20 protein-coding genes are annotated in these 20,978 nt (G+C 46.1%); 13 read left to right on the top strand and 7 right to left on the bottom strand.

What is annotated here, in order from left to right:
• Nucleotides 1-90: 90 nt before the first annotated feature.
• Nucleotides 91-438, bottom strand: coding sequence for a 4Fe-4S dicluster domain-containing protein (locus tag KDD36_06610; protein ID MCB0396304.1), 348 nt, complete (start codon nt 436-438; stop codon nt 91-93).
• 104 nt (nt 439-542) lie between these two features.
• On the opposite strand from KDD36_06610, the gene KDD36_06615 reads away from it, so the two are divergent.
• Complete coding sequence (locus tag KDD36_06615; GenBank protein MCB0396305.1) at nt 543-1,589, top strand: acyl-CoA reductase; 1,047 nt, start codon at nt 543-545, stop codon at nt 1,587-1,589.
• 136 nt (nt 1,590-1,725) lie between these two features.
• Here the strand turns inward: KDD36_06615 and KDD36_06620 are convergent, their stop codons facing one another.
• The 4 genes from KDD36_06620 to KDD36_06635 form a co-directional block, all read right to left on the bottom strand.
• Complete coding sequence (locus tag KDD36_06620) at nt 1,726-2,040, bottom strand: YbjQ family protein (GenBank protein ID MCB0396306.1); 315 nt, start codon at nt 2,038-2,040, stop codon at nt 1,726-1,728.
• 93 nt (nt 2,041-2,133) lie between these two features.
• Complete coding sequence (locus KDD36_06625; protein MCB0396307.1) at nt 2,134-3,588, bottom strand: glyceraldehyde-3-phosphate dehydrogenase; 1,455 nt, start codon at nt 3,586-3,588, stop codon at nt 2,134-2,136.
• Nucleotides 3,589-3,627: 39 nt separating this feature from the next.
• Nucleotides 3,628-4,491: an RNA polymerase sigma factor RpoD/SigA gene (locus tag KDD36_06630; GenBank protein MCB0396308.1), complete on the bottom strand. Its 864-nt coding sequence runs from the start codon at nt 4,489-4,491 to the stop codon at nt 3,628-3,630.
• A gap of 225 nt (nt 4,492-4,716) precedes the next feature.
• Nucleotides 4,717-6,162, bottom strand: a complete 1,446-nt coding sequence (locus KDD36_06635; protein MCB0396309.1) for a Do family serine endopeptidase — start codon at nt 6,160-6,162, stop codon at nt 4,717-4,719.
• A 197-nt stretch (nt 6,163-6,359) separates the two neighbouring features.
• Here KDD36_06635 and KDD36_06640 point away from each other — a divergent pair, with 197 nt between their 5' ends.
• The 9 genes from KDD36_06640 to KDD36_06680 all read left to right on the top strand — a co-directional run bounded on the left by KDD36_06640 (nt 6,360) and on the right by KDD36_06680 (nt 17,340).
• Entirely contained in the window at nt 6,360-7,157 is a 798-nt protein-coding gene (locus KDD36_06640; protein ID MCB0396310.1) for a diaminopimelate epimerase, read from the top strand.
• Nucleotides 7,154-7,708, top strand: a complete 555-nt coding sequence (locus KDD36_06645) for a hypothetical protein (protein MCB0396311.1) — start codon at nt 7,154-7,156, stop codon at nt 7,706-7,708. The genes KDD36_06640 and KDD36_06645 overlap by 4 nt, the downstream gene beginning before the upstream one ends.
• Nucleotides 7,709-7,715: 7 nt before the next feature.
• Nucleotides 7,716-8,240 (top strand): GNAT family N-acetyltransferase, encoded by a 525-nt coding sequence (locus tag KDD36_06650; protein ID MCB0396312.1) that lies wholly within the window; start codon nt 7,716-7,718, stop codon nt 8,238-8,240.
• Nucleotides 8,237-10,258 carry a tetratricopeptide repeat protein gene (locus tag KDD36_06655; GenBank protein ID MCB0396313.1) on the top strand — a complete coding sequence of 674 codons (2,022 nt, stop codon included), beginning with the start codon at nt 8,237-8,239 and terminating at the stop codon, nt 10,256-10,258. The genes KDD36_06650 and KDD36_06655 overlap by 4 nt, the downstream gene beginning before the upstream one ends.
• A gap of 11 nt (nt 10,259-10,269) precedes the next feature.
• Nucleotides 10,270-11,307 carry an endolytic transglycosylase MltG gene (mltG, locus tag KDD36_06660; protein ID MCB0396314.1) on the top strand — a complete coding sequence of 346 codons (1,038 nt, stop codon included), beginning with the start codon at nt 10,270-10,272 and terminating at the stop codon, nt 11,305-11,307.
• Nucleotides 11,308-11,411: 104 nt separating this feature from the next.
• Nucleotides 11,412-13,595, top strand: coding sequence for a PKD domain-containing protein (locus tag KDD36_06665; GenBank protein ID MCB0396315.1), 2,184 nt, complete (start codon nt 11,412-11,414; stop codon nt 13,593-13,595).
• A 98-nt stretch (nt 13,596-13,693) separates the two neighbouring features.
• Nucleotides 13,694-14,905 carry a PAS domain-containing sensor histidine kinase gene (locus KDD36_06670; GenBank protein MCB0396316.1) on the top strand — a complete coding sequence of 404 codons (1,212 nt, stop codon included), beginning with the start codon at nt 13,694-13,696 and terminating at the stop codon, nt 14,903-14,905.
• A gap of 1 nt (nt 14,906) precedes the next feature.
• Nucleotides 14,907-15,956 carry a response regulator gene (locus KDD36_06675; GenBank protein ID MCB0396317.1) on the top strand — a complete coding sequence of 350 codons (1,050 nt, stop codon included), beginning with the start codon at nt 14,907-14,909 and terminating at the stop codon, nt 15,954-15,956.
• Nucleotides 15,957-16,170: 214 nt separating this feature from the next.
• On the top strand, nt 16,171-17,340 hold the full coding sequence (locus tag KDD36_06680; protein ID MCB0396318.1) for a hypothetical protein: 1,170 nt from the start codon (nt 16,171-16,173) through the stop codon (nt 17,338-17,340).
• Here KDD36_06680 and KDD36_06685 read toward each other — a convergent pair.
• Nucleotides 17,337-17,558, bottom strand: a complete 222-nt coding sequence (locus KDD36_06685) for a hypothetical protein (GenBank protein MCB0396319.1) — start codon at nt 17,556-17,558, stop codon at nt 17,337-17,339. The genes KDD36_06680 and KDD36_06685 overlap by 4 nt on opposite strands.
• A 105-nt stretch (nt 17,559-17,663) precedes the next feature.
• On the opposite strand from KDD36_06685, the gene KDD36_06690 reads away from it, so the two are divergent.
• From KDD36_06690 to KDD36_06700, 3 genes are all read left to right on the top strand, one after another.
• The gene (locus KDD36_06690; GenBank protein MCB0396320.1) at nt 17,664-17,948 is read left to right on the top strand and encodes an N-acetyltransferase; all 285 of its coding nucleotides are present in this window, start codon (nt 17,664-17,666) and stop codon (nt 17,946-17,948) included.
• 42 nt (nt 17,949-17,990) lie between these two features.
• Nucleotides 17,991-18,305 (top strand): phosphoribosylpyrophosphate synthetase, encoded by a 315-nt coding sequence (locus tag KDD36_06695; GenBank protein ID MCB0396321.1) that lies wholly within the window; start codon nt 17,991-17,993, stop codon nt 18,303-18,305.
• Nucleotides 18,306-18,375: 70 nt separating this feature from the next.
• On the top strand, nt 18,376-19,731 hold the full coding sequence (locus tag KDD36_06700; GenBank protein ID MCB0396322.1) for an NAD-dependent succinate-semialdehyde dehydrogenase: 1,356 nt from the start codon (nt 18,376-18,378) through the stop codon (nt 19,729-19,731).
• A gap of 1 nt (nt 19,732) precedes the next feature.
• Here the strand turns inward: KDD36_06700 and KDD36_06705 are convergent.
• Nucleotides 19,733-20,978 (bottom strand): cation:proton antiporter (locus KDD36_06705; GenBank protein ID MCB0396323.1); only part of this gene is annotated, 1,246 nt, incomplete at its 5' end.

A 20,978-nucleotide genomic window follows, 5' to 3' on the forward strand; every position in this document is an offset into this window, starting at 1 on the left:
CTACTAACGGTTATTGCGCTTCCAGATTATAAAAAAGCACCGCATGACGATTATGGTCAGCGGTGCTTAAAGATAAGCATATGGTTGATGCTATAAATGAAGCTTGGCTTTCTTTTCTAAAAGTTGTTCTTCAGATTCCCGATGGTCTGGGTCATCCACGCAACAATCTACCGGGCAAACAGCAGCACATTGTGGTTCGTCATGAAAACCTTTACACTCGGTACATTTATCCGTGACGATATAATAGTAATCGTTGGCTACCGGTTGCTGAGCGGTTTCGGCATCTACAGAGGCCCCGCTCATGGTAGTGATGGATCCTTTAACCGAGGTTCCGTCAGAAAAACGCCATTCAGCTCCGCCTTCATAAATAGCATTATTGGGGCACTCCGGCTCGCAAGCGCCGCAGTTGATGCATTCGTCTGTAATCATTATGGCCATGAGATCGTCCTTTGTTTAGTTTCGGGGTAAAATTAATAATTAATTCGTTAAAGGAGGAGGTGGGTTAACCTTTTGGTGTTCCGGGATACTGTTACCTTTGCGGAATGGAAAGCACAATAAATCAAAGGGTTTCTGCAATGGCCGCCCTGGGAGATGATCTCAGGTCACTGTCGTCGGGCGAGGGTCAGTTTTATCATTCATTTATGGAGGCTGTTGCAAGCGCAGAAGTTCGGAACCGATGGTTCACACCGCAACATTCCCTGAATGCTGCCATGGCTTTGGGGGAGATGTTGAATAAACAGGACCTGGATATCTGGATTTCCAGGTATAAGGAGAAAGATGCCGGAATCAGTTCGAAAAATGTCGGATTGGTATTGCCAGGGAATGTCCCAATGGTTGGGTTTCATGATTTGATGTGTGTGCTCATGGCAGGACATGTTGCTCAGGTGAAATACGCATCCGACGATGCAGTGCTTCTGCCGTTCCTGATAAATAGGCTTGAAGAGCACAATGCCGGGATAGGTGAGCAGGTGTCTGCAGCAAACGCATTGCTCAAAGGGTACGAAGCGGTGATTGCCACTGGAAGCAATAACAGTGCACGGTATTTCAAACAATATTTTGGTAAAGTTCCTCACATCATAAGAAAGAACAGAAACGCTGTGGCTGTATTAAATGGTGATGAATCCAGGGAGGGTTTGTCAAAGCTTGCAGCCGATTGTATGGCGTATTTCGGAATGGGCTGTCGCAGTGTAAGTAAGCTTTATGTTCCGGAAGGCTACCTGTTTGATCCATTGTTGCACGCGTTGTCGGAGTTTGATTCCATGACACAACATGACAAGTATAGAAACAACTATGATTATAACAAGGCTTTGTTACTACTGAATAAGCAGGTCCATTTTGACAATGGTGTGGTTATGTTGACCGAGAATCCATCCATTGCCTCTCCTGTTTCGGTGATTCATTTTGAATACTACCGGAACGTTTCAGATCTGGAAGAGTTGGTGTTAAATCAGGCGGAACAACTTCAGTGCATCGTCTCCGAAGCAGATATATTTGAAGGAAGTGTTCCTTTCGGACGTGCCCAACATCCGGCACTATGGGATTATGCAGATGGGGTGGATACGATGGCCTTTCTTCATTCCCTGTCCTGATCAGTTGTCACGTTTTTCAAAATCCTCCCGTGACTTGATGTCCAACCTTCGAAAGATCAGAAAAACGATGAGGATCAGGCAAACAACTCCAAAGCCTAGTTCAATAAACGGGATATAACCGAGCCAGCTCATCAGGCTATTCGAAAGTAACCGCTGTTCCGTAAGCGAGGATCTCTGAGGCCCCCTGCATGATCACAGAAGTGGAGAACCTGATGTTGACAATACCATGGGCTCCCATTTTCTCTGCATCCTGAATCATACGTTGCAGTGCTTGCTCTCTGGACTGGGCCTGTAACTTGGTGTATTCTTCAATTTCACCACCCACAATATTTTTAAGCCCTGCAAAAATGTCTCTTCCGATGTTACGTGCACGCACGGTGCTGCCGCGGGCTACACCCATAACCTGTTTGATATTCTTCCCGGCAACGGTTTCGGTAGTAGATAGGATCATTTCTCAGAATTTAGGTATATACTATGCAAAACGACCTGCTAGTGCCAGCAGGTCGTTAAAATTACAACTTAAGTATAAGAAATGCGATGGATGTTAATAATAAGTAAGACGTCTTACTTCAGAGAGATGTTTGGACAATCTGATCACTTGTCTGGTGTATCCGTATTCGTTGTCATACCAGGCGTACAGCACAATGTCTTCGCCTGATTCCCCTATAATGGTGGCCGGACTGTCATAAACAACGGCGCACGGATTTCCGACGAGATCGGAAGAAACCAATTCATTGGAAAAAGAATATTGAATCTGTTCGACCAGTTCCCCCTTCAGGGCTGCTTCTTTCATGATCTCGTTCACCTGATCTATCGTGACCTTCTTGCCAACCTTCAGGCTAAGGATGGCCAGCGAAACATCCGGTGTTGGTACACGCACAGCGTTTGCCGTCAATACCCCTTTTAAGCCGGGTAAGACTTTGGCCACCGCTTTGGCTGCGCCGGTTTCGGTAATTACGAGGTTTAAAGGTGCTGATCTTCCCCTGCGATATTTCTTGTGGTAATTGTCTAACAGGTTCTGGTCATTGGTGTAGGAGTGAATAGTTTCTATGTGACCGGACTTGATGCCCAATGCATCATTGATCACTTTAAGTACCGGAACTATGGCGTTTGTAGTGCAAGATGCGGCTGAGTATACGCGCTCTTCGTTAAGCTTGAACTCCTTTTGATTTACACCGTGTACAATGTTGGGGATATCGCCTTTGCCGGGGGCCGTCAACAAAACCTTATCAACACCCTTGGCCTTGAGGTGTTGCTCAAGTCCTTCACGTTCCCTCCAGGCACCGGTGTTGTCTATCAACAGCGCATCCGTGATCCCGAATGACTCGTAGTCTATGGTTGCAGGGTCATTGGTGGCGAGCATCAGAACATTGTGTCCGTTAACTACCAGGGCTTTATTTTCGAGGTCTTCATGAACAGTTCCCGGGAATGGACCATGAACGGAATCCACCCGGAAGAGGGAGGCCCGTTTCACAATATCCGCATCGGAATTGGAACGTGTAACAATGGCCCTTAAACGGAGTTGTTCGCCGCGACCGGCCTGGGTGATAAGTTCTCTGGCTAAAAGTCTGCCTATCCGCCCAAAGCCAAACAAAATCACATCCTTCGGCTTGAAGGGTTTCTTATGTTGACTGGTGAACGGTCCAAGTTTATTAGAAAGGAATTCCTGCAGGGTAGTGGTATCCTTTTCCTTGACCCATTCCGCGCCCAGTTTACCGATGTCGATCTTGGCGGGTGCCAGATCCATCTTCAACATTTCAAGGGCGAGGTTAAGGGTGTCAACGACCTGAATGGGCTGTTTCACGATCTCCTTGGCATACTGGTGCAGGTTCATGATCTCGCTCACACTCCGGTCTACCAATTGGTTTCGGAAGATGATCAGTTCCACAGACTTGTCAAACCAGAGACTGCCGATGGCATGGATCAGTTCAATGGCTGCCTTCTCTTCTGAAATGTATGCTTTTAATTTGCCGTCAAATCCGTTGTCCGAGACATTCATAGCCGGTTGGTGTTGGGTTTCTGGTGACATATACTGTATTTATCCGAGGTATGCTTTGAGCAATTTGCTCCGTGAGGTGTGTCTTAATCTGCGTATGGCTTTCTCCTTGATCTGCCTTACTCTTTCGCGTGTGAGATCAAATTTGGCACCGATCTCTTCAAGGGTCAGTCCGTGATTCATTCCAATGCCGAAGAACAGGCGGATCACATCTCTTTCCCTTTCTGTAAGGGTAGATAAGGATCTTTCGATCTCCCTTTGAAGAGACTCTGACATCAAAGTATTATCTGCGGTGGGGGAGTCCTTGTTGATCAGGACGTCAAGCAGGCTGTTGTCTTCACCGTCTACGAAAGGTGCATCCACGGATACGTGTCTGCCGGATACCCGTATGGTGTCGGCAACTTTATCTTCCGGAACTTCAAGGAGTTCAGCCATTTCATCCGGTGATGGCTCACGTTCGTACTCCTGCTCCAGTTTTGAAAAGGCTTTATTGATTTTATTCAATGAGCCCACCTGGTTCAAGGGCAGACGAACAATCCGGGATTGTTCAGCCAGTGCCTGCAGGATGGATTGGCGAATCCACCATACGGCATAGGAAATGAACTTGAAACCACGGGTTTCATCAAAACGTTGAGCAGCCTTGATCAATCCGAGATTTCCCTCGTTGATAAGGTCTGGCAAGCTGAGTCCTTGATTCTGATATTGTTTGGCTACAGAAACAACAAACCTGAGATTGGCTTTGGTCAGTTTTTCAAGAGCGAGCGGGTCGCCATCTTTAATACGTTTTGCCAGTGTAACTTCCTCATCGGCGGTGAGTAATTCTTCGCGGCCTATTTCCTGGAGATATTTATCAAGGGATTGACTTTCACGGTTGGTAATGGACTTGGTGATCTTAAGTTGTCTCATTCTTCTAAGTACTTAAGCAATCGATTAAACTTCGTGCTATGATATAAAGAACACGCGTAATTTTGAAGGCGCAAAGGTAGGGATATTAGAGATTAAATTCAAAAAGGGTAACTCCTTTTTATGAACAGGTTTTCCATAGGAGTTGCGGGAGTTGACGTTGATGGTTATAAACAACAAAGGTGTGGAGGGGAATCCACACCTTTGCTACCTTAAAAGTTGTTCCGATTAAATACCGAAACCATAATAGGCCCTCAGGCCATTGGGGTAAATGCCTTCAATGAGCACACCTTCCTGCGCTTTTTTGCTGGCCAGAATCTTTTGGAGCTCACCCGTGCTATTGATATCCTTATGATCAATTTTGGTAATGATGAAGCCTTCGCGAATGCCGGCGCTACGGAATTTCCCGCCCTTTAACTCCTTGATGAGTAAGCCGTTGTTTATTTTTAGTTCATGCTTTGCTTTGGCATCAACGGGTTCCAGTACGGCACCCATCACCGTTACACTTTCAGAGGAAGGTTTCCTGATCACATTGGTGTTTCCTTCCTTGTTTTTTAAAATCATACGAATACTTTTTGATCTGCCATCGCGCCTAACGGTAACATCAATTTTGTCACCCGGTCTCAATCGGCCGATTTGTTCTTGTAATTCCGGCACGTTGCCGACCGTTATATCTCCCACCTTGGTAATAATATCACCCTCTTCGATGCCCGCGTCTTTTGCTGCTCCACCCTCAAGAACGGCAGCCACATATATGCCCGAGATTTCTTTCTCGCCCAGTTCCTCGGCCAATGCTGCATTCATATCCTGAATACTCACGCCGATGAATGCCCGTTGTGCTGTGCCAAATTTCAAGAGATCGTCAATGACTTTCTTTACGATATTTACAGGTACGGCAAAGGAATAACCCGCATAAGAACCTGTATTGGATTTGATGGCTGTATTAATGCCGATAAGGTTTCCGAATCGATCCACCAATGCGCCGCCGCTATTTCCCGGATTCACTGCAGCATCCGTTTGTATAAATGATTCTATGGCAAATTCTTCATTCAGAATGTTGATGTTCCTGCCTTTTGCACTGATGATACCTGCGGTTACAGTTGAATTTAAATTGAAGGGGTTGCCAACGGCAAGGACCCATTCTCCTGTTCGGATCAGGTCTGAGTTGCCATATTGGATCATGGTGAGATTGTGTTCATCAATTTTGATGAGTGCCAGGTCGGTTGTCGGGTCAACCCCGATTACCTCCGCCGGGAAACTACGTTTGTCGTTAAGTGTTACCAGGATCTCATCCGCTCCGTTTACCACGTGGTTATTCGTTACAATGTAACCGTCATCTGAAACAATGACCCCGGAACCTTGTCCCATAACCCGAGAAGGTTCTCTTTGGTAAGGGCGGTCAAAGAACAGGTCCCTGAATGGGTCGTACTGCTGGGCCTGGTAATTCTGCTGTACCGTCTGAATGTTTACAACCCCCTGAACACTTTTTTCCGCAGCATAAGTCAGATCAGGCAGTGCATCCGCCTCCCTGGCTTTGTTGCCGGCGAGATAGGCATTATCCCGATTTAGAACGGTAATGGCCGTTTGTCTTTCCGGACCAAAATAATGGTAGATACCCATGGCCATGAAACCTCCTGTCATGGCTGTTAAGAAGAACATTGCAAACCGTTTCATAATATCACCTTTTTTGTTGGTTGTGCTTTTCATTAACATGTTACAAAAATAACGCAAGAGAAGGTATGGAGTTGTTAATCGCGGGTAAATCGGTGTTAAAAGATGTTAACCTCCCCCGTGCAAAGAGCTTCATCCCAAACCTGTGCATAAGCGTTGCATATTATGTACCTTTGCAACACTTAATACGGATAGCAGTGATGGTTGTATTTGATAAGTTTGAGGGAACCGGAAACGATTTCGTGATAATCGATAACCGGGACCTTTCGTTTAATCCGGATCCGGACACAGTGGCCCGTTTATGTCACCGGCGCTTCGGGATCGGAGCGGATGGATTGATCCTTCTGCAGTCGTACGAAGAAAAGGATTTTGAAATGGTTTATTTCAACTCCGATGGCCATTTGGGGAGTATGTGTGGCAATGGTGGAAGATGTATTTCCGCGTTTGCATATATGAAGGGAGTTGCCCAGGAACATTGTACATTCAAAGCATATGATGGCGATCACGAAGCATTCGTTCAACCCGTTCAAGGAAAGACAGGTGTTTTTCATGTGAAGCTTTCAATGAATGAGGTGGCAGGACTGCAAACCATAGCAGATGATTTCTTTCTGGATACCGGCTCTCCTCATTATGTCTCCATGAGGAATAATCTTGGTGACATGGATGTGGTGGAGGAAGGAAGAAAGATCCGCTATAGTGAGCCCTTCAGGAAATCCGGGACCAACGTGAATTTTGTTCATGAAGAGGGAGAAGGCATCCGTGTCAGAACATATGAGCGTGGGGTCGAGGATGAGACCCTCTGCTGTGGAACCGGTGTTACAGCATCCGTCCTTTGTTATGCATCTATCCGCGGAATGGATGCCGGTAGTGTTCCTGTAGCTGTCCAGGGTGGAAATGTTACCGTACATTTTGCAAAAAATGGAGACACATTCAGTAATCTTTGGCTGGAAGGCCAGGCCCGTCACGTATTTACAGGAACATGGCCTCTTGATCTATGATAAACTCCTTTATTCTTAACAATGTGCTTCCGGTATCCGAGGAGGTGTTGAACAACAACATCTACCTGATGCTGCTACATGCACGTCAGGCGCCACCCCATATCTACCTCTCTATATCAGGTAAGATATTCTCACTCGGTGTCAAAGGTGCGATCATCGATGGTCACATGTCTCAGATGATCCGCTTTATCAAGTCAAGGAGAATAGAATCCCTGTTCATCCAGTTGAATATGCCTCCGTTGTTTACACCTGCTGACCTTTCTGACCGAATTCGGGAGATCACGTTGGCCTATCCCAAAGTTGACGCGGGTATTGCCACGTGTCTCACACCTGTTCGTGATTTCTGTGATGAGGTGTATGGTACCGGGATACAAAATATTCACCTGATCTTTGATTTGCTGCCGGAATTGCAGCGTAGAGGAGCGGTAGGAGGAGTATATCACTATTTTCTGGATGATGATATTCGCAATGGCTCATTCTCTATGAAGCGTTATGTTGTGGCGGATATATATGAAAGTATTCACAAAGCCAACGGTTTAATAACGGTCTGACCGTCCGATGCTGGAAGGGTCACGCATAAAGATCAGATTGCCGGAACCGGCGGATGTCGATGTTTTACACCGGTGGGAGAATGACCCCGAAATAATGCGTGCGGGTGAATCTGCCGAACCCATATCCCGCGATGCTCTGGTCGATTTTTTAAAAGCATACGAAACGTTGTCCTTGTCTGATGCAGGTCAGCAGCGATGGATGATATGCGACATTGCCAACGGAAACGTGCTGGGCACCCTGGACCTGTTTGAGTATAGCCGGCGCCATGGCAGGGCGGGTATCGGAATCCTCATTGGAGAACAGGAAAGCAGGGCTAAGGGTTTTGCCAGTGAAGCACTGCGCCTGTTTCTTCCTTTTGCATCTTCAGAGCTTGGTTTGTTGCAGCTTTGGTGCCTGATATCGCCGTCCAATAAGGCCAGTATCCGGCTGTTTGAAAAGAACGGGTTTGTGAAGACAGGAGAGCACCGGCAATGGGTACAGGATTCCGGGGGGTATGACGACAGGTGGTTTTACCAATGCCTTGAACTATGAAGACAAGGAAACAGGGATTGGTTTGGTTCGGGTTGTTGTTGCTTGCACTGACCATGTATCGCTGTGGAAGTGAATCACGGCATCAGGAAATTGCAACAAATGACAACCGGTCTGGTTACCTCAATCTTGCAGACTCCGTTGGTTATGTGGGCATGGAAACCTGCAGGAAGTGTCATGAACAGATATACCAAACATTCATTCAAACCGGTATGGGGCAGTCTTTTGGATTGGCTACAAAGGAGAAGAGCGCTGGAGATTACCGGCATGCTGCCATTCATGATGGGGTGCGAAATCTAAGTTATCATGCTTTCTGGGAAAATGATTCATTGTTTTTCAAAGAGTTCAGACTTGAGAAGGGCGATACGGTATATCAGCGCAAAGAATATGTGTCTTATGTAATCGGTTCAGGACAGCATACCAATTCTCATATGATGAATCATGGCGGATATGTGACCCAGATGCCAATGACGTTTTATACCCAGCAACAAAAATGGGATCTTCCGCCGGGCTTCGAAAATGGCAACAACAGTCGCTTCAGTCGCAAGATCGGTTTGGAATGTATGACCTGTCACAACGGCTATCCCGTCATGGTGGAAGGATCAGAGAATAAATATAAGGTAGTGAGAAACGGTATCGATTGCGAAAGATGTCATGGCCCGGGCCAGGCTCATGTCAGGTTGAAGCAATCCGGCGTGATCGTGGATATTGATAAAGACATTGACTATTCTATTGTCAATCCCGCAAAACTGCCGGCAGATCTTCAGTTTGATGTTTGTCAGCGTTGTCATCTGCAGGGAAATGCAGTCCTTGCGGAAGGAAAGTCGTTTTTTGATTTCAGGCCGGGAATGAAATTGTCTGACGTGATGAGTGTGTTTGTTGCCAGGTATGAGGGAGATGATAACGATTTTATTATGGCTTCGCACGCAGATCGTTTGAGGCAAAGTAAATGTTACCTGTCTACAACGGGAAGTCACACCGGGAAGACTGGGGAGGGTCAGGCCTATAAGAACCTGACCTGTGTTACCTGTCACAATCCGCATGTGTCGGTGAAGGTTACCGGTAGGGAGGTGTTCAATCAAACCTGCGCTTCATGTCATCCGGGATCGGAAGAACATACTGCCAGGGTGGGTGGTACGGATTGTGTTTCGTGTCACATGCCCCGGTCCGGGTCTATTGATATACCGCACGTATCTATTACGGATCACAGAATAGCTGTACATGAACAAAAGACCGAAGGGGAGAGAAGGGAAAAAGGTAGGTTTACCGGATTGGTTGCAGTGAATAACCCCAATCCGGATCGGCTGACCCGGGCAAAGGGTTTCTTAAATCACTATGAGAAATTCAACCCCCAAAGGATTTTTCTGGATAGCGCTGAGGCATTACTTGATGGCCCTGTTACAAAAGGTGATTTTAATACAAGGGTAAAACTGTGGTACCTTAAAGGGGAATATAAGGTGGTTAAGAACCTGGTCGCCAGTGCCGGGCCTGTGGTGTTGCAGCAATGGCTGACACAAAAATCATGGGACAATGAGGATGCCTGGACAGCATACAGGATAGGAGAGAGCTATAATCTCGGTTCCGGTGATGCAGGTGTTCTGGAAGATCTTAATCAATCACGGGTCTTTTTTAAACGTGCAGTGGAATTGGCGCCATTCATTATGGAATTTCGTAATAAATTGGGTGTGGCAACACTAGTCACCGGAGATGCTGTTGGCGCATTCAGGATATTTGCAGACCTGGTAGCAGAGGACCCCGGGTTCACTTCATCTTATGCAAATCTCGGTTATCTGAACCTCGCCAAAAGAGACGATCCGGATATAGCACTCCGTTATTACAAGCTGGGGTTGTCACTGGATCCGGATGATGAAACACTCTGGATGAATATGGTTGGTTTGCATATTTATAACAAGGACTTTGAACAGGCCAAAAAAGTGCTGCGTGATATATTAAAAAGGAATCCCGAACATGAGCAAGCCCTGGCCGTTATGGAAAGCCTTAATAATCTAAGACCCGAATAATGGCATCAAAAATGCGAAAACGCCGCCGCCTGGCTGGATGGATCACACTGATCGCATTTGCGCTGCTTGGTTGGAAAGGATATCAGTATTTTCAGTACTTGTACAAACCCAATGCCTGGGTTGAGGGTAAGGATGTTCGGGTCATATATATCCCAACCGGTTCGGATTTTGATGACGTTCGTGAAGCTTTGACAAAGGCCGGTGTTATTAGCAATGTCAAAGCATTTGAATGGGTAGCGGATGTGAAGAAGTATCCTTCCAGGGTGAAGCCTGGTAGGTATAAGATCCGTCGGGGAATGTCCAATGAAGCAATCGTGAATATGTTGAGAAGTGGGGATCAGGAAGCTGTCAGGGTACGATTTGATCATATCCATGTTCCCGAGGAATTGGCGGGAATCCTTGGCCGTGAACTTGAACCGGATTCTGTGGAGTTTTTGAGAATGCTTAAGAGCGATGATGGATTGGCGGAACATGGTATCGGGTGGAAGTGGACCTTTTACATGTGTCTGCCCAATACCTACGATTTCTTCTGGAATACCAATCCGGAAAAATTCCGTGCGGTAATGATCCACCACTATAAAAAGTACTGGACCGATGAGCGCGTTGCCAGAGCATCTGCTATTGGTTTGTCTGTAAAAGAAGTGACAACGCTTGCTTCCATTGTAGAAATGGAGGCTTGGAGAACGGATGAAAGGCCAACTGTTGCAGGGGTTTACATGAACCGGCTGCGCATTGGAATGCGGTTGCAGGCAGATCCCACCCTCATATTCTCTGTTGGGGACTTTAGCATCAGAAGGGTCACCAAAAAACATATGCTTGCCGAGTCTCCGTATAATACATATCGGTATGCCGGATTACCTCCCGGACCTATTTGCTTGCCTTCATCGTCATCCATTGAAAGTGTTTTACACTATGAGAAGCATGATTACATTTACTTCTGCGCCAGTGATGACCTGACAGGATATCATAAGTTTGCAACGACTTTTCAGCAACACCAGCAAAATGCACGTCGGTATCAGGAAGCGCTGAACAGAAATAATGTGCATTGATCACCTTTTATGTTTACGCTTCTGTTAATAAGGCCGTATATTTAGGTGTTAGCCGTGCATTTTCGTAAATTTGTCTCGTCCCCTCCTGCACCTGGTAGTTAAAAATGTTAAAAGCACTTCGAATAAGGTTCCAATGGCTTCATGCCAGCACCTTCAGGGCGTTGGTCCTGAGTGTGATGTTATTGGTGTCCTGGGATGTTCGTGCAACCCACATCATAGGAGGAGAACTTTACTATGAGTGTCTTGGTAATGGTGACTATCGCATCGTCATGAATGCCTATAGGGACTGTTACAATGGTGTTCCATTTTTTGACGATCCTGCACTTATCAATGTATTTGATGCCAATAATAACCTGGTGCAAACCATTAGTGCTCCCCTTGATTTAAGTTCGGTTCGCAACCTGGACCCGAATAATAATAACCCTTGTATTGATCCTCCTGCAAATGTTTGCGTTGAAGAGGCCCGGTATGAAATCATTGTCAATCTTCCACCCATCCCAGGTGGTTACCAGCTTGCTTATCAGCGTTGCTGTAGAAATCATACAATCAACAATATCGTTGATCCGGGTGGTACGGGAACTACATATTACATTGCCATTCCGGATGAAGCCAATGTGCCTTGCAATGCAGCACCCCGATTCAGTGGTTATCCCCCCATATTTATTTGTAAGGATGAAAAGCTGATGTTTGATCATTCTGCAACTGACCCGGATGGGGATTCCCTTGTTTACGAACTATGCGTGCCTTATAAAGGTGCTTCAACCAATGATCCTACAGGCACCAATCCAATTGCATCACCGCCTTACACGAATGTGGTGTACGTGAACCCATACAATCAGAATGATCCTTTGGGAGGAATTCCATTGAATATCGATCCGGTAACCGGCTTTTTGACAGGAACACCAAACCGGATTGGACAGTATGTAGTGGGTATATGTGTGAAAGAGTATCGGAATGGTGCATTGATAGGTATTAACAAGCGCGATTTTCAGTTCAACGTAATGCAATGTGAACCCATTACCTCAGTGTCCGTTCCTCCAGCCATCACCCAATGCGGTGATTCAACCGTTGTGTTTAACAATACAAGTAAGGGAGTGTTTACCTATTCGTGGGACTTTGGTGTCCCGGGAACGTTGGCAGATACTTCCAATAAGGATATTCCTATTTTCACCTTCCCCGGACCGGGCATATATCCGGTTACCCTGATTGTCAATAAGGGACTTACCTGTGCTGATACAGCTAGTTCGCTGGTGCAGATATTTCCAACGGCCGTAGCAGAGTTCAGTTTTACCAACCAGTGCCAAAGTTTTGCGAATACGTTTGCCGACAGTTCCTTTACCATAGGCAAGGCGGCAATTCTGGGTTGGGACTGGGATTTTGGTGATGGCTTTCATTCCACATTGATCAATCCCACTCATACATACGCACATCCTGGGAGTTATGGGGTCACCCTGAATATTACGACGGAACATGGTTGTATGGGTAAGGTCACTAAGGAAGTGCATGTATACCCCGATCCCGATCCGAATTTTACGGTATTGTCTGAAGAAGGCTGTGTGCCTACCAATATGATCTTTGCACCCGGTCATACAACCGACCCCGGTGATACATTTATATGGGATTTTGGCGATGGTGAAAGAGACACAACACCCACGCCGTACCATGTCTATACTACGGCAGGAACTTATACCATCGGCTTGAAGCTCATCACAAGGCAGGGGTGTATGGACTCTATTCAACACAACGCCATGCTCACCGTATTCCCGATTCCAACGGCATTGTATTCGGTGGATACCTATTTGCAGGATATCATAAATCCTGAGTTCAAGTTTACTGATAAGTCGCTGGATGCGAAATTCTGGAGCTGGGATTTTGGTGATGGACACCGGGATTCAGTGCAACATACCCATCATACCTATCAGGATACCGGTTGGTTTGATGTTACCCTTATCGTGGAGGATGACCATGCCTGCAGGGATACCTTGCTAGATAAGGTTTATGTTGAGCCCGTGGTAAGTTTTTATGTGCCGAACGTATTCTCGCCAAACGGGGATGGAATGAATGATGTATTCAAAGTTTATTCCACCTACATCAAAGAATATCGCCTGTTGATATTCGACCGCTGGGGAAATCAGATCTTTATTACCCATAACACAGAAAATGGCTGGAATGGCATGGGGAGAAACGGTCGGCCCATGCCGGAGGATGTCTACGTTTACAGGATTGATTACGTGGATGCGTTTCAGCGTGTCAAGCAACGGGTAGGTTCTGTAACACTCGTCAGATAGATGTAGGCCATCCCGATATGGCTATTGACCATCCGGTTAGCACCTTCTTACTTTAACTTCCGTTAACAAATAGGCAGGGGTGTTTTTCATAACTTTGAATGAGTACCCGGAATATGATCAATCCACAAGACCATAATCAAACATTGTCCGGTCTTCCCGTTCAAGGCATGCTTGTTCTTAAAGACAACGGAGATATACAAGGTGTGAGTCATACAGCCGCAGAGATGCTTGGTTTTGGCAAGGATGAATGGCGGAAAAGGAGTATGAAGGATAGTCTGATAAAGGATAGCATGGAGGCTTTCGATGCGTATTTGCATAACTTTAAAAACAACTCAGACCATATCTCATCTCACACGAGTCATTTTCAGGTAATAGGAAGAGATGAAAAGCTTCTGGGACTGATACTCGAACCAATGTTCGTGCCGGATGGGGATTCGGTTATCATTGGTCATGTCCTGGATAACACCACCTGGGAGAACCTGGAAATGGAACTGGTAAGACAGAAAAAAGGAAAGGAAAAGGTTGCGGAGCAGCTGTACAAAGAACGGGAGTTAAGTGACATGAAAAGCCGCTTCGTATCCACGGCATCCCACGAATTTCGCACGCCACTTGCAGGGATATTGTCCTCCCTGCAACTCATCAAAAGATACCTGGAAACCGAACCTGAAGAATGGGAGTCGTTCAGGCACCGCGAGAAGGTGGAGGGGCATCTGCATAAGATCGAAGAGTCGGTTACCAACCTTACACTTATTATCAACGATTTTCTATCCCTTGGTAAGCTGGAGGAGGATAAGGTCACATGTAAGTATGAAGTATTTGATATTTCCAACTTTCTTGAAGAGACCTGTGAAGAGTTGAAGCTGCTTTGTAAGGATGGCCAGGAAATTGAATACACACATTTTGGTGACAAAGGTGAGGTTTGTCTCGACAGCCATATTCTGAAAAATATCGTAAACAACCTTATTTCCAATGCGATTAAATACTCTCCCGAAGGTGCTGTTGTTCGGCTTGTGTCTAGGGTTAGTGATGATGAGGTGCGGCTTGAAGTTCAGGATGAAGGAATTGGCATTCCAGGCTCGGAACATAAAAATGTCTTCCGGAGATTCTTTCGGGCTGCAAACGCATTAAACTACCAGGGAACAGGTTTGGGCTTGAGCATTGTAAGACGATATACCGATATTATGAACGGTAAGATCACTTTTCAAAGCCAGCAAAATCTGGGCACCACTTTTTGTGTAACATTTCCTGCCAAACCAATCTCTGATACTCCGGTTAATTCACCGGTAGAAGCTGACCAAATCCATACATGATATGAAAAAGATACTGCTAATTGATGATGACAGAATCATCCGCGAAAACATGGCGGAACTCCTTCAATTGTCCAATTATGAGGTGGAAGTAGCTGCCGATGGTAAGGAAGGAGTGGAAAAAGCCAAATCCTGTGGACCGGATCTGATCATTTGTGATGTTATGATGCCGGAGCTGGATGGATACAGTGTTTTGCATCTGTTAGGAAAAGAGCAGGAAACGGCCTCAATCCCTTTTGTTTTTCTAACTGCAAGGACGGAGAAATCTGATGTCAGGCGTGGTATGAACATGGGTGCAGACGACTTTATTACCAAGCCATTCCAGGATATTGAGCTGTTGAATGCGGTTGAAAGCCGTCTGAAAAAGCATGATGCGCTTAAGAAGCAATTTGCTCATAATGGCTCGGATGTGGACGCATTTCTGAATGAAGCCGGAAGGATTTTGTCGCAAGAGGAAATAGCAGAGAATTATGATAAACAAAAATACAGAAGCCGGGAAACCCTCTTCATGGAGGGTGAACACGCCCGATTCCTGTATTTTGTGGAAGAAGGCCAGATCAAATGTTATAAGTTGAATGAGGACGGAAAAGAGTTCATTACCGGAATTTACGGTAAGGGTGATTTTATAGGGTACAAGCCACTTCTGGAGGATCGGACATATCAGGAATTTGCAGAAGTACTGGAAAACTGTACCCTGTTCAAAATTCCGAAAAATGATTTCCTTGCGCTGATCCACAAAAACCACGAAGTATCCGATCGCTTCATAAAAATGTTGTCCAAAAATCTATCCGAGAAGGAACAGGAGTTGATTGAAATGGCTTATAGCTCCGTAAGAAAAAGAACAGCTCATAAGATCATGGCACTGCTTGACAATGAAGGCGGTGAAGAAATCAGGATATCCAGGACTAACCTGGCCAGAATGGTGGGAACGTCAAAGGAAACATTGGTCAGGGTCTTATCTGAAATGAAGGAGGATAACATTATACATACCGAAGGTCCCAGAATTATCCTGGTGGATAAAGAAAAGTTAATGTCACTGGAAAAGTCCTGGTAACATCTTCTCCCAATATTGGTCTTCGCACTATTTAGCCGCCCAAGGCCAACTTCCAGGCCGTTGACGTATATCAATTCCGCTGATGAGTGGCGTCATCGTGTACTGCACTTCGTTTTGCCAGCTTTGTATATGCTCCGTTAATATGATATAAAGGAGTATAATCAGCTGCCTCAAACATGTATGATTTCTGTTATTGTCGAAAGTATGTTATGAAATGGAAGAACTCATGATGGATCCTTCCATATATTCTTCGTTATCAAGAAAGCGGTTCGGGCAACTGGCGGCAACACACGATATTCACTGCATTTCCATATATCTGCCCGCCGTAGAAGAAGGGCGAATGGCGAATGAGGACAAGCGACCGCTCCTGTTAAAGAATGATCTGAAAGAGTTGCATGCTGAGTTGGAACGATACAAGGGCGGAAAGAATTACGTGAAGAACTACCTGAGGCCCGTTGAACTTCTGCTGAACAACACAGGTTTCTGGAGAACACATCATCAGGCCCTCGCCATGTTCCTGTCTGGTAATGGTTTTGTTTGTTTTTCCCTGCCCATATCCGCAAGTGCCAGGGTGTATTTTGGAGATCATTTCTACCTGCAACCCCTTCTCCCGTTGTTTGCTGAAGACATAAAGTTTTTTGTAATGACCCTGACCCGGCATGAAATGATTTTGTACGAAGGAAGCTCATATGGTCTGACGGAACGCCTGGTAAAACGAAATGTGCCGGTATTGATGGGAGAGAATGGAAGGTCCGCTCAGAAAATGCTCCAATTCCGGAGTGGTCAGGAACAGGGAGGGAGGGCGATGTTTCACGGTCAGCATGAAGACAATGATAAGGAGCTGGTGAAATTCTTCAAGAATGTGGATGCAGATGTGATGAGGTTAATCGGTCATGAAACTTATCCGCTTGTTCTGGCATGCCAGGGATACCATTTTACCCATTTCAGGAGGTTGACAAGGTATGCGCACGTGCATCCCGAGTTTATTGAAGGTAATCCGGCAACTGTGGGTATAAACAAGCTTTTTGTTCAGGCATCCAGGCTAAGGAGAGCTTTGATTAACCGGATGCGAAATGATAAAATTAAGTTGTTTAAAGAGCTGCAATTTGCAGCGCGTACCTCTATTCGCCCCGATAAAATAATTCCTGCTGCGATGGAAGGGAGAGTAGATACACTTTTTGTAAGGGAATCCCATGACCTTTTCGGCTTGTTTGATCAGCAGAACAGAACGGTTATCCTGGATGAATATAAAAAGCCCGGTAACGCATCGTTGGTTAATATGGCTGCAGTTAACAGTTTTGAGAACGGTGGCCAGGTTTATGTCATGGAGGATGATGAAATGCCGGTTCGGGAAACCGTCATGAATGCACTGTTCCGTTATTAGGCCGTTGGTTTCTTTTCAGGGGAATCCGGTTTATCTCTTCGGGGAACTTGTTCCGGAGGGATGGTTGCCGGACCCGGTTCTTCAGGTGGAATCCCGGTAGGGTGTTTTTCGGGAGGGTTTGCTCCCGGTTTCGTTTGTGGTCGGGTAGGCGGTTCTTTGGGGTGATTGGGTTTTTTGGGCTTGTCATTCATATCTACAATAAGGTACATTCTGTCCATGACTTTTCAATTGATAAAGGTCAATTAACGTGTTGATTAATGTATTCACGATTCTGTCGTTCCTTCTATACATTTGAGTCAAACACGAATCAAAAACAGCACGCTATGAATGTTAAAGTAAAACACGACAGGCAGAGCCACAAGTTTCATGCTGTCATTGATGATGAGGTGGCTTACCTTCATTACCGTACGAAAGGATCGGGGAAGCTGGAGTATTATGAAACCTATGTTCCCATGGACCACCGGCATCAGCGGATTGCCTCCCAGCTGGCTGATACGGCGCTGAGCTATGCAAAGAACAACCAGTATCAGGTGATCCCTACATGCTCTTTTGTGAGATCATATATTAAGAATCATGAGGAGTTTAAGGATATCACGACACAGCGATAAACTTGTGGAGTAACCCTTTTCAAGCCTTATAAACCTTTTTGAATGCACAATAACCAATACGATACCCTGGCAGAAGCATTGGAAGATCTTGCCGAACGGGGATATGTTGAAGATTTTCATGTCAATTCCAAAGGGATGCTTGACGGTGGAGCCGGACAAACCTTCTCACCTTCGCAAACAGAGCTTCATGAGTTCCATCGCTTTGAAGGAATGACCAACCCTTCCGATGCATCTATCGTCTATGCACTCCGAACCAATAAGGGGTTAAAAGGTACCGTGGTGGATGCATACGGGGCAGAGGGTTCCGAAAGGATATCAGAATTCATGAACAGCCTGAGAGAACGCTTTGAGATCTGACTTTACTGATTGTGATTAAGCACATCCGAATCAGCGATTCATATCTTTGAAGGAATAGATATCGCTGCCCATGCATTTTAAAAGCATCAATCCGTATAATGGGGAAGTTCTTGGTGGATTCCCGAAACAAACAGAAGAAGAGCTAACGAGATTACTTCATCATGGCCGGAAAGCCTTTGAAGATTGGCGTTTGACGAGCATAGCTGAACGTATTGGGTATGTTGAAATGCTGGCACAAACAGTCCGGTCACAGCTTGATACATTGGCAAGGACCATTACACTGGAGATGGGCAAGACGCTGAAAGAATCCAAAGCCGAAATAGAAAAATGTGCATGGCTTTGTGACTATTACGCAGAACATGCAGAAGGTTTTCTAAAGGATCAAAAGATCCAAACCGATGCGACGGAAAGTTATGTTCGCTACGATCCGCTTGGAGGTGTTTTCGCCATCATGCCCTGGAATTATCCATTCTGGCAGGTTTTCCGGTTTGCTATACCCGCTTTGATGGCCGGTAACACCGCGGTTCTGAAGCATGCGCCAAACGTATTCGGCTGTGCGAAAGAGATTGCCTCTTTATTTGCGGTGGCTGGTTTTCCTGACGGTGCTTTTCTATCTCTTACCGTTGATGTAGATCAGGTGCCTGGCATTATTGCAGACCGGTATATCCAGGGGGTTACATTAACAGGAAGCGGACAGGCGGGTGCATCCGTCGCAGCAACAGCAGGAAGTCATATTAAGAAAACGGTTCTGGAATTGGGTGGAAGTAATGCGTTTGTGGTACTTGCTGATGCCAATCTGGATCATGCTGTAGATCTGGCGGTGAGGTCCCGCATGCAGAATGCCGGACAGAGTTGCATCGCAGCTAAAAGAATCATTGTAGTGCGTGAGATATATGAGGTGTTTCAGGAAAAACTGGTTAGGAGTGTAAGTAATCTCAAAACCGGAGATCCCCTGGATGATTCCGTGGACATGGGACCGTTAGCAAGAACGGATCTGGCAGAGAAACTGGAGGATCAGGTTATGCTATCGGTGAAGTCCGGTGCGGAAGTTTTATGCGGAGGGATAAGGCGCGGTGCCTTCTACAAACCTACCGTGTTGAATAAAGTCCAACCGGGAATGCCGGTGTTTGATGAAGAAACGTTTGGGCCGGTCGCGCCCCTTGTCATGGCACAAGATGAGCAGGATGCATACCGCTTAGCCGCCATGAGTGAGTATGGCCTGGGGATAACCATCTGTACGCAGGATATCGAAAGGGTCCGGTCCCGGATCCATCTGATTGATCAGGGGGCGGTTTTTGTCAATGAACTGGTTAAGTCCGACCCCAGGTTGCCATTTGGTGGCGTGGGTAAGTCAGGTTATGGACGTGAGTTGGGGGAGGAAGGCATACGTTCCTTTGTAAACCGTAAAACAGTGTATATCGCTTAAATTATTTGAGGATGAAGCGGAGGGCAATAGGTGTGATGATGGTTGTGGTGATGGCCATGATGACCACGGCAGAGAACAGACTGTCGATGATTACATCTCCTCCGGATTGATTGAATAGCCCGGCCTTGAGGGCCACATCTGCGATGATGATCGATACGACACCCCTGGCGTTCATACTGAATCCGATCGTGAGGATGTCCTCACGGGAAAATCCCAGCCATCTTGCCGGTATCATTGTTCCAATGAACTTGCCTGCAATGGCTATACCGATCAGCAAAAGGATAACGCCGGGAATATGAGGAATGGCTGAGAGATCCATATTCAGTCCGATGGAGGCAAAGAATACAGGTGCCAGAAAACCGGCGGTGATGCCTTCGATTTTAGCTTTTACTTTTTTAAATACTTCCTCACCAAGATTGCGTTGCATGAAGAAAAGCCCCGCAATAAATGCACCCATGATAAAGTGCATTCCCAGATATTCTGCAAGCCAGGCAAAGGCCATGGCAACGATGAGCAGAAAACCTATTTCAATCTCATCTACCAGTGCATTTTTAAAAACCAGTTCATTGACAACCGGAAGTGCGTAGATGCCCACGGCAATGGTCAACCCAAAGAACAATACGATCTTTCCGAGTATCCAAAGCAAATCGGAAATACCCGGCATCGTTTGGGTTTCTATAAATGAAGTGAGCACGGCAAGCAGTAGCAGACTGATAACATCATCGATCACTGCCGCAGAAACGATGGTTTTACCTGCCCTGCTGTTAAGTTTTCCGAGGTCCATTAATAATCTGATAGCAACCGGGACGGCCGTAATGGCAAGCACCGTGCCCAGAAACAGGGCCAGGGCGGGTTTACTCTCGCTATCGGGGAAAAGCCATATACCTGTAATTAGTCCAAAAGCCAGCGGGATAACCATTCCACCGATGGCAATCCACAATGCTGTTCCGGATGATTTTCGGAAATCGTCCGGGTGAAGCTCCAGGCCCGCATAAAGCATCAGGAAAAAAACACCGAGGTCTGTGACGGCCCTGAATACTTCATCATTGGCAAGATCTGAAAGAAAGGGGAGTTGTGGGGAGAAAAAGGGAATGATCAGTCCTAATACGACACCGGCAATGATCTCGCCCAGGATGACCGGGAACTGAAATCGTTTAACAATTTCGCCGAATAACCTGGTGGCAATTAAGATAATCAGAAGTATATGCAGTATCTCCATAAGGGGAGAGGTTGGTTTGATGGCAGAT

The organism is Flavobacteriales bacterium (genome assembly GCA_020435415.1).
Lineage (GTDB): Bacteria > Bacteroidota > Bacteroidia > JACJYZ01 > JACJYZ01 > JACJYZ01.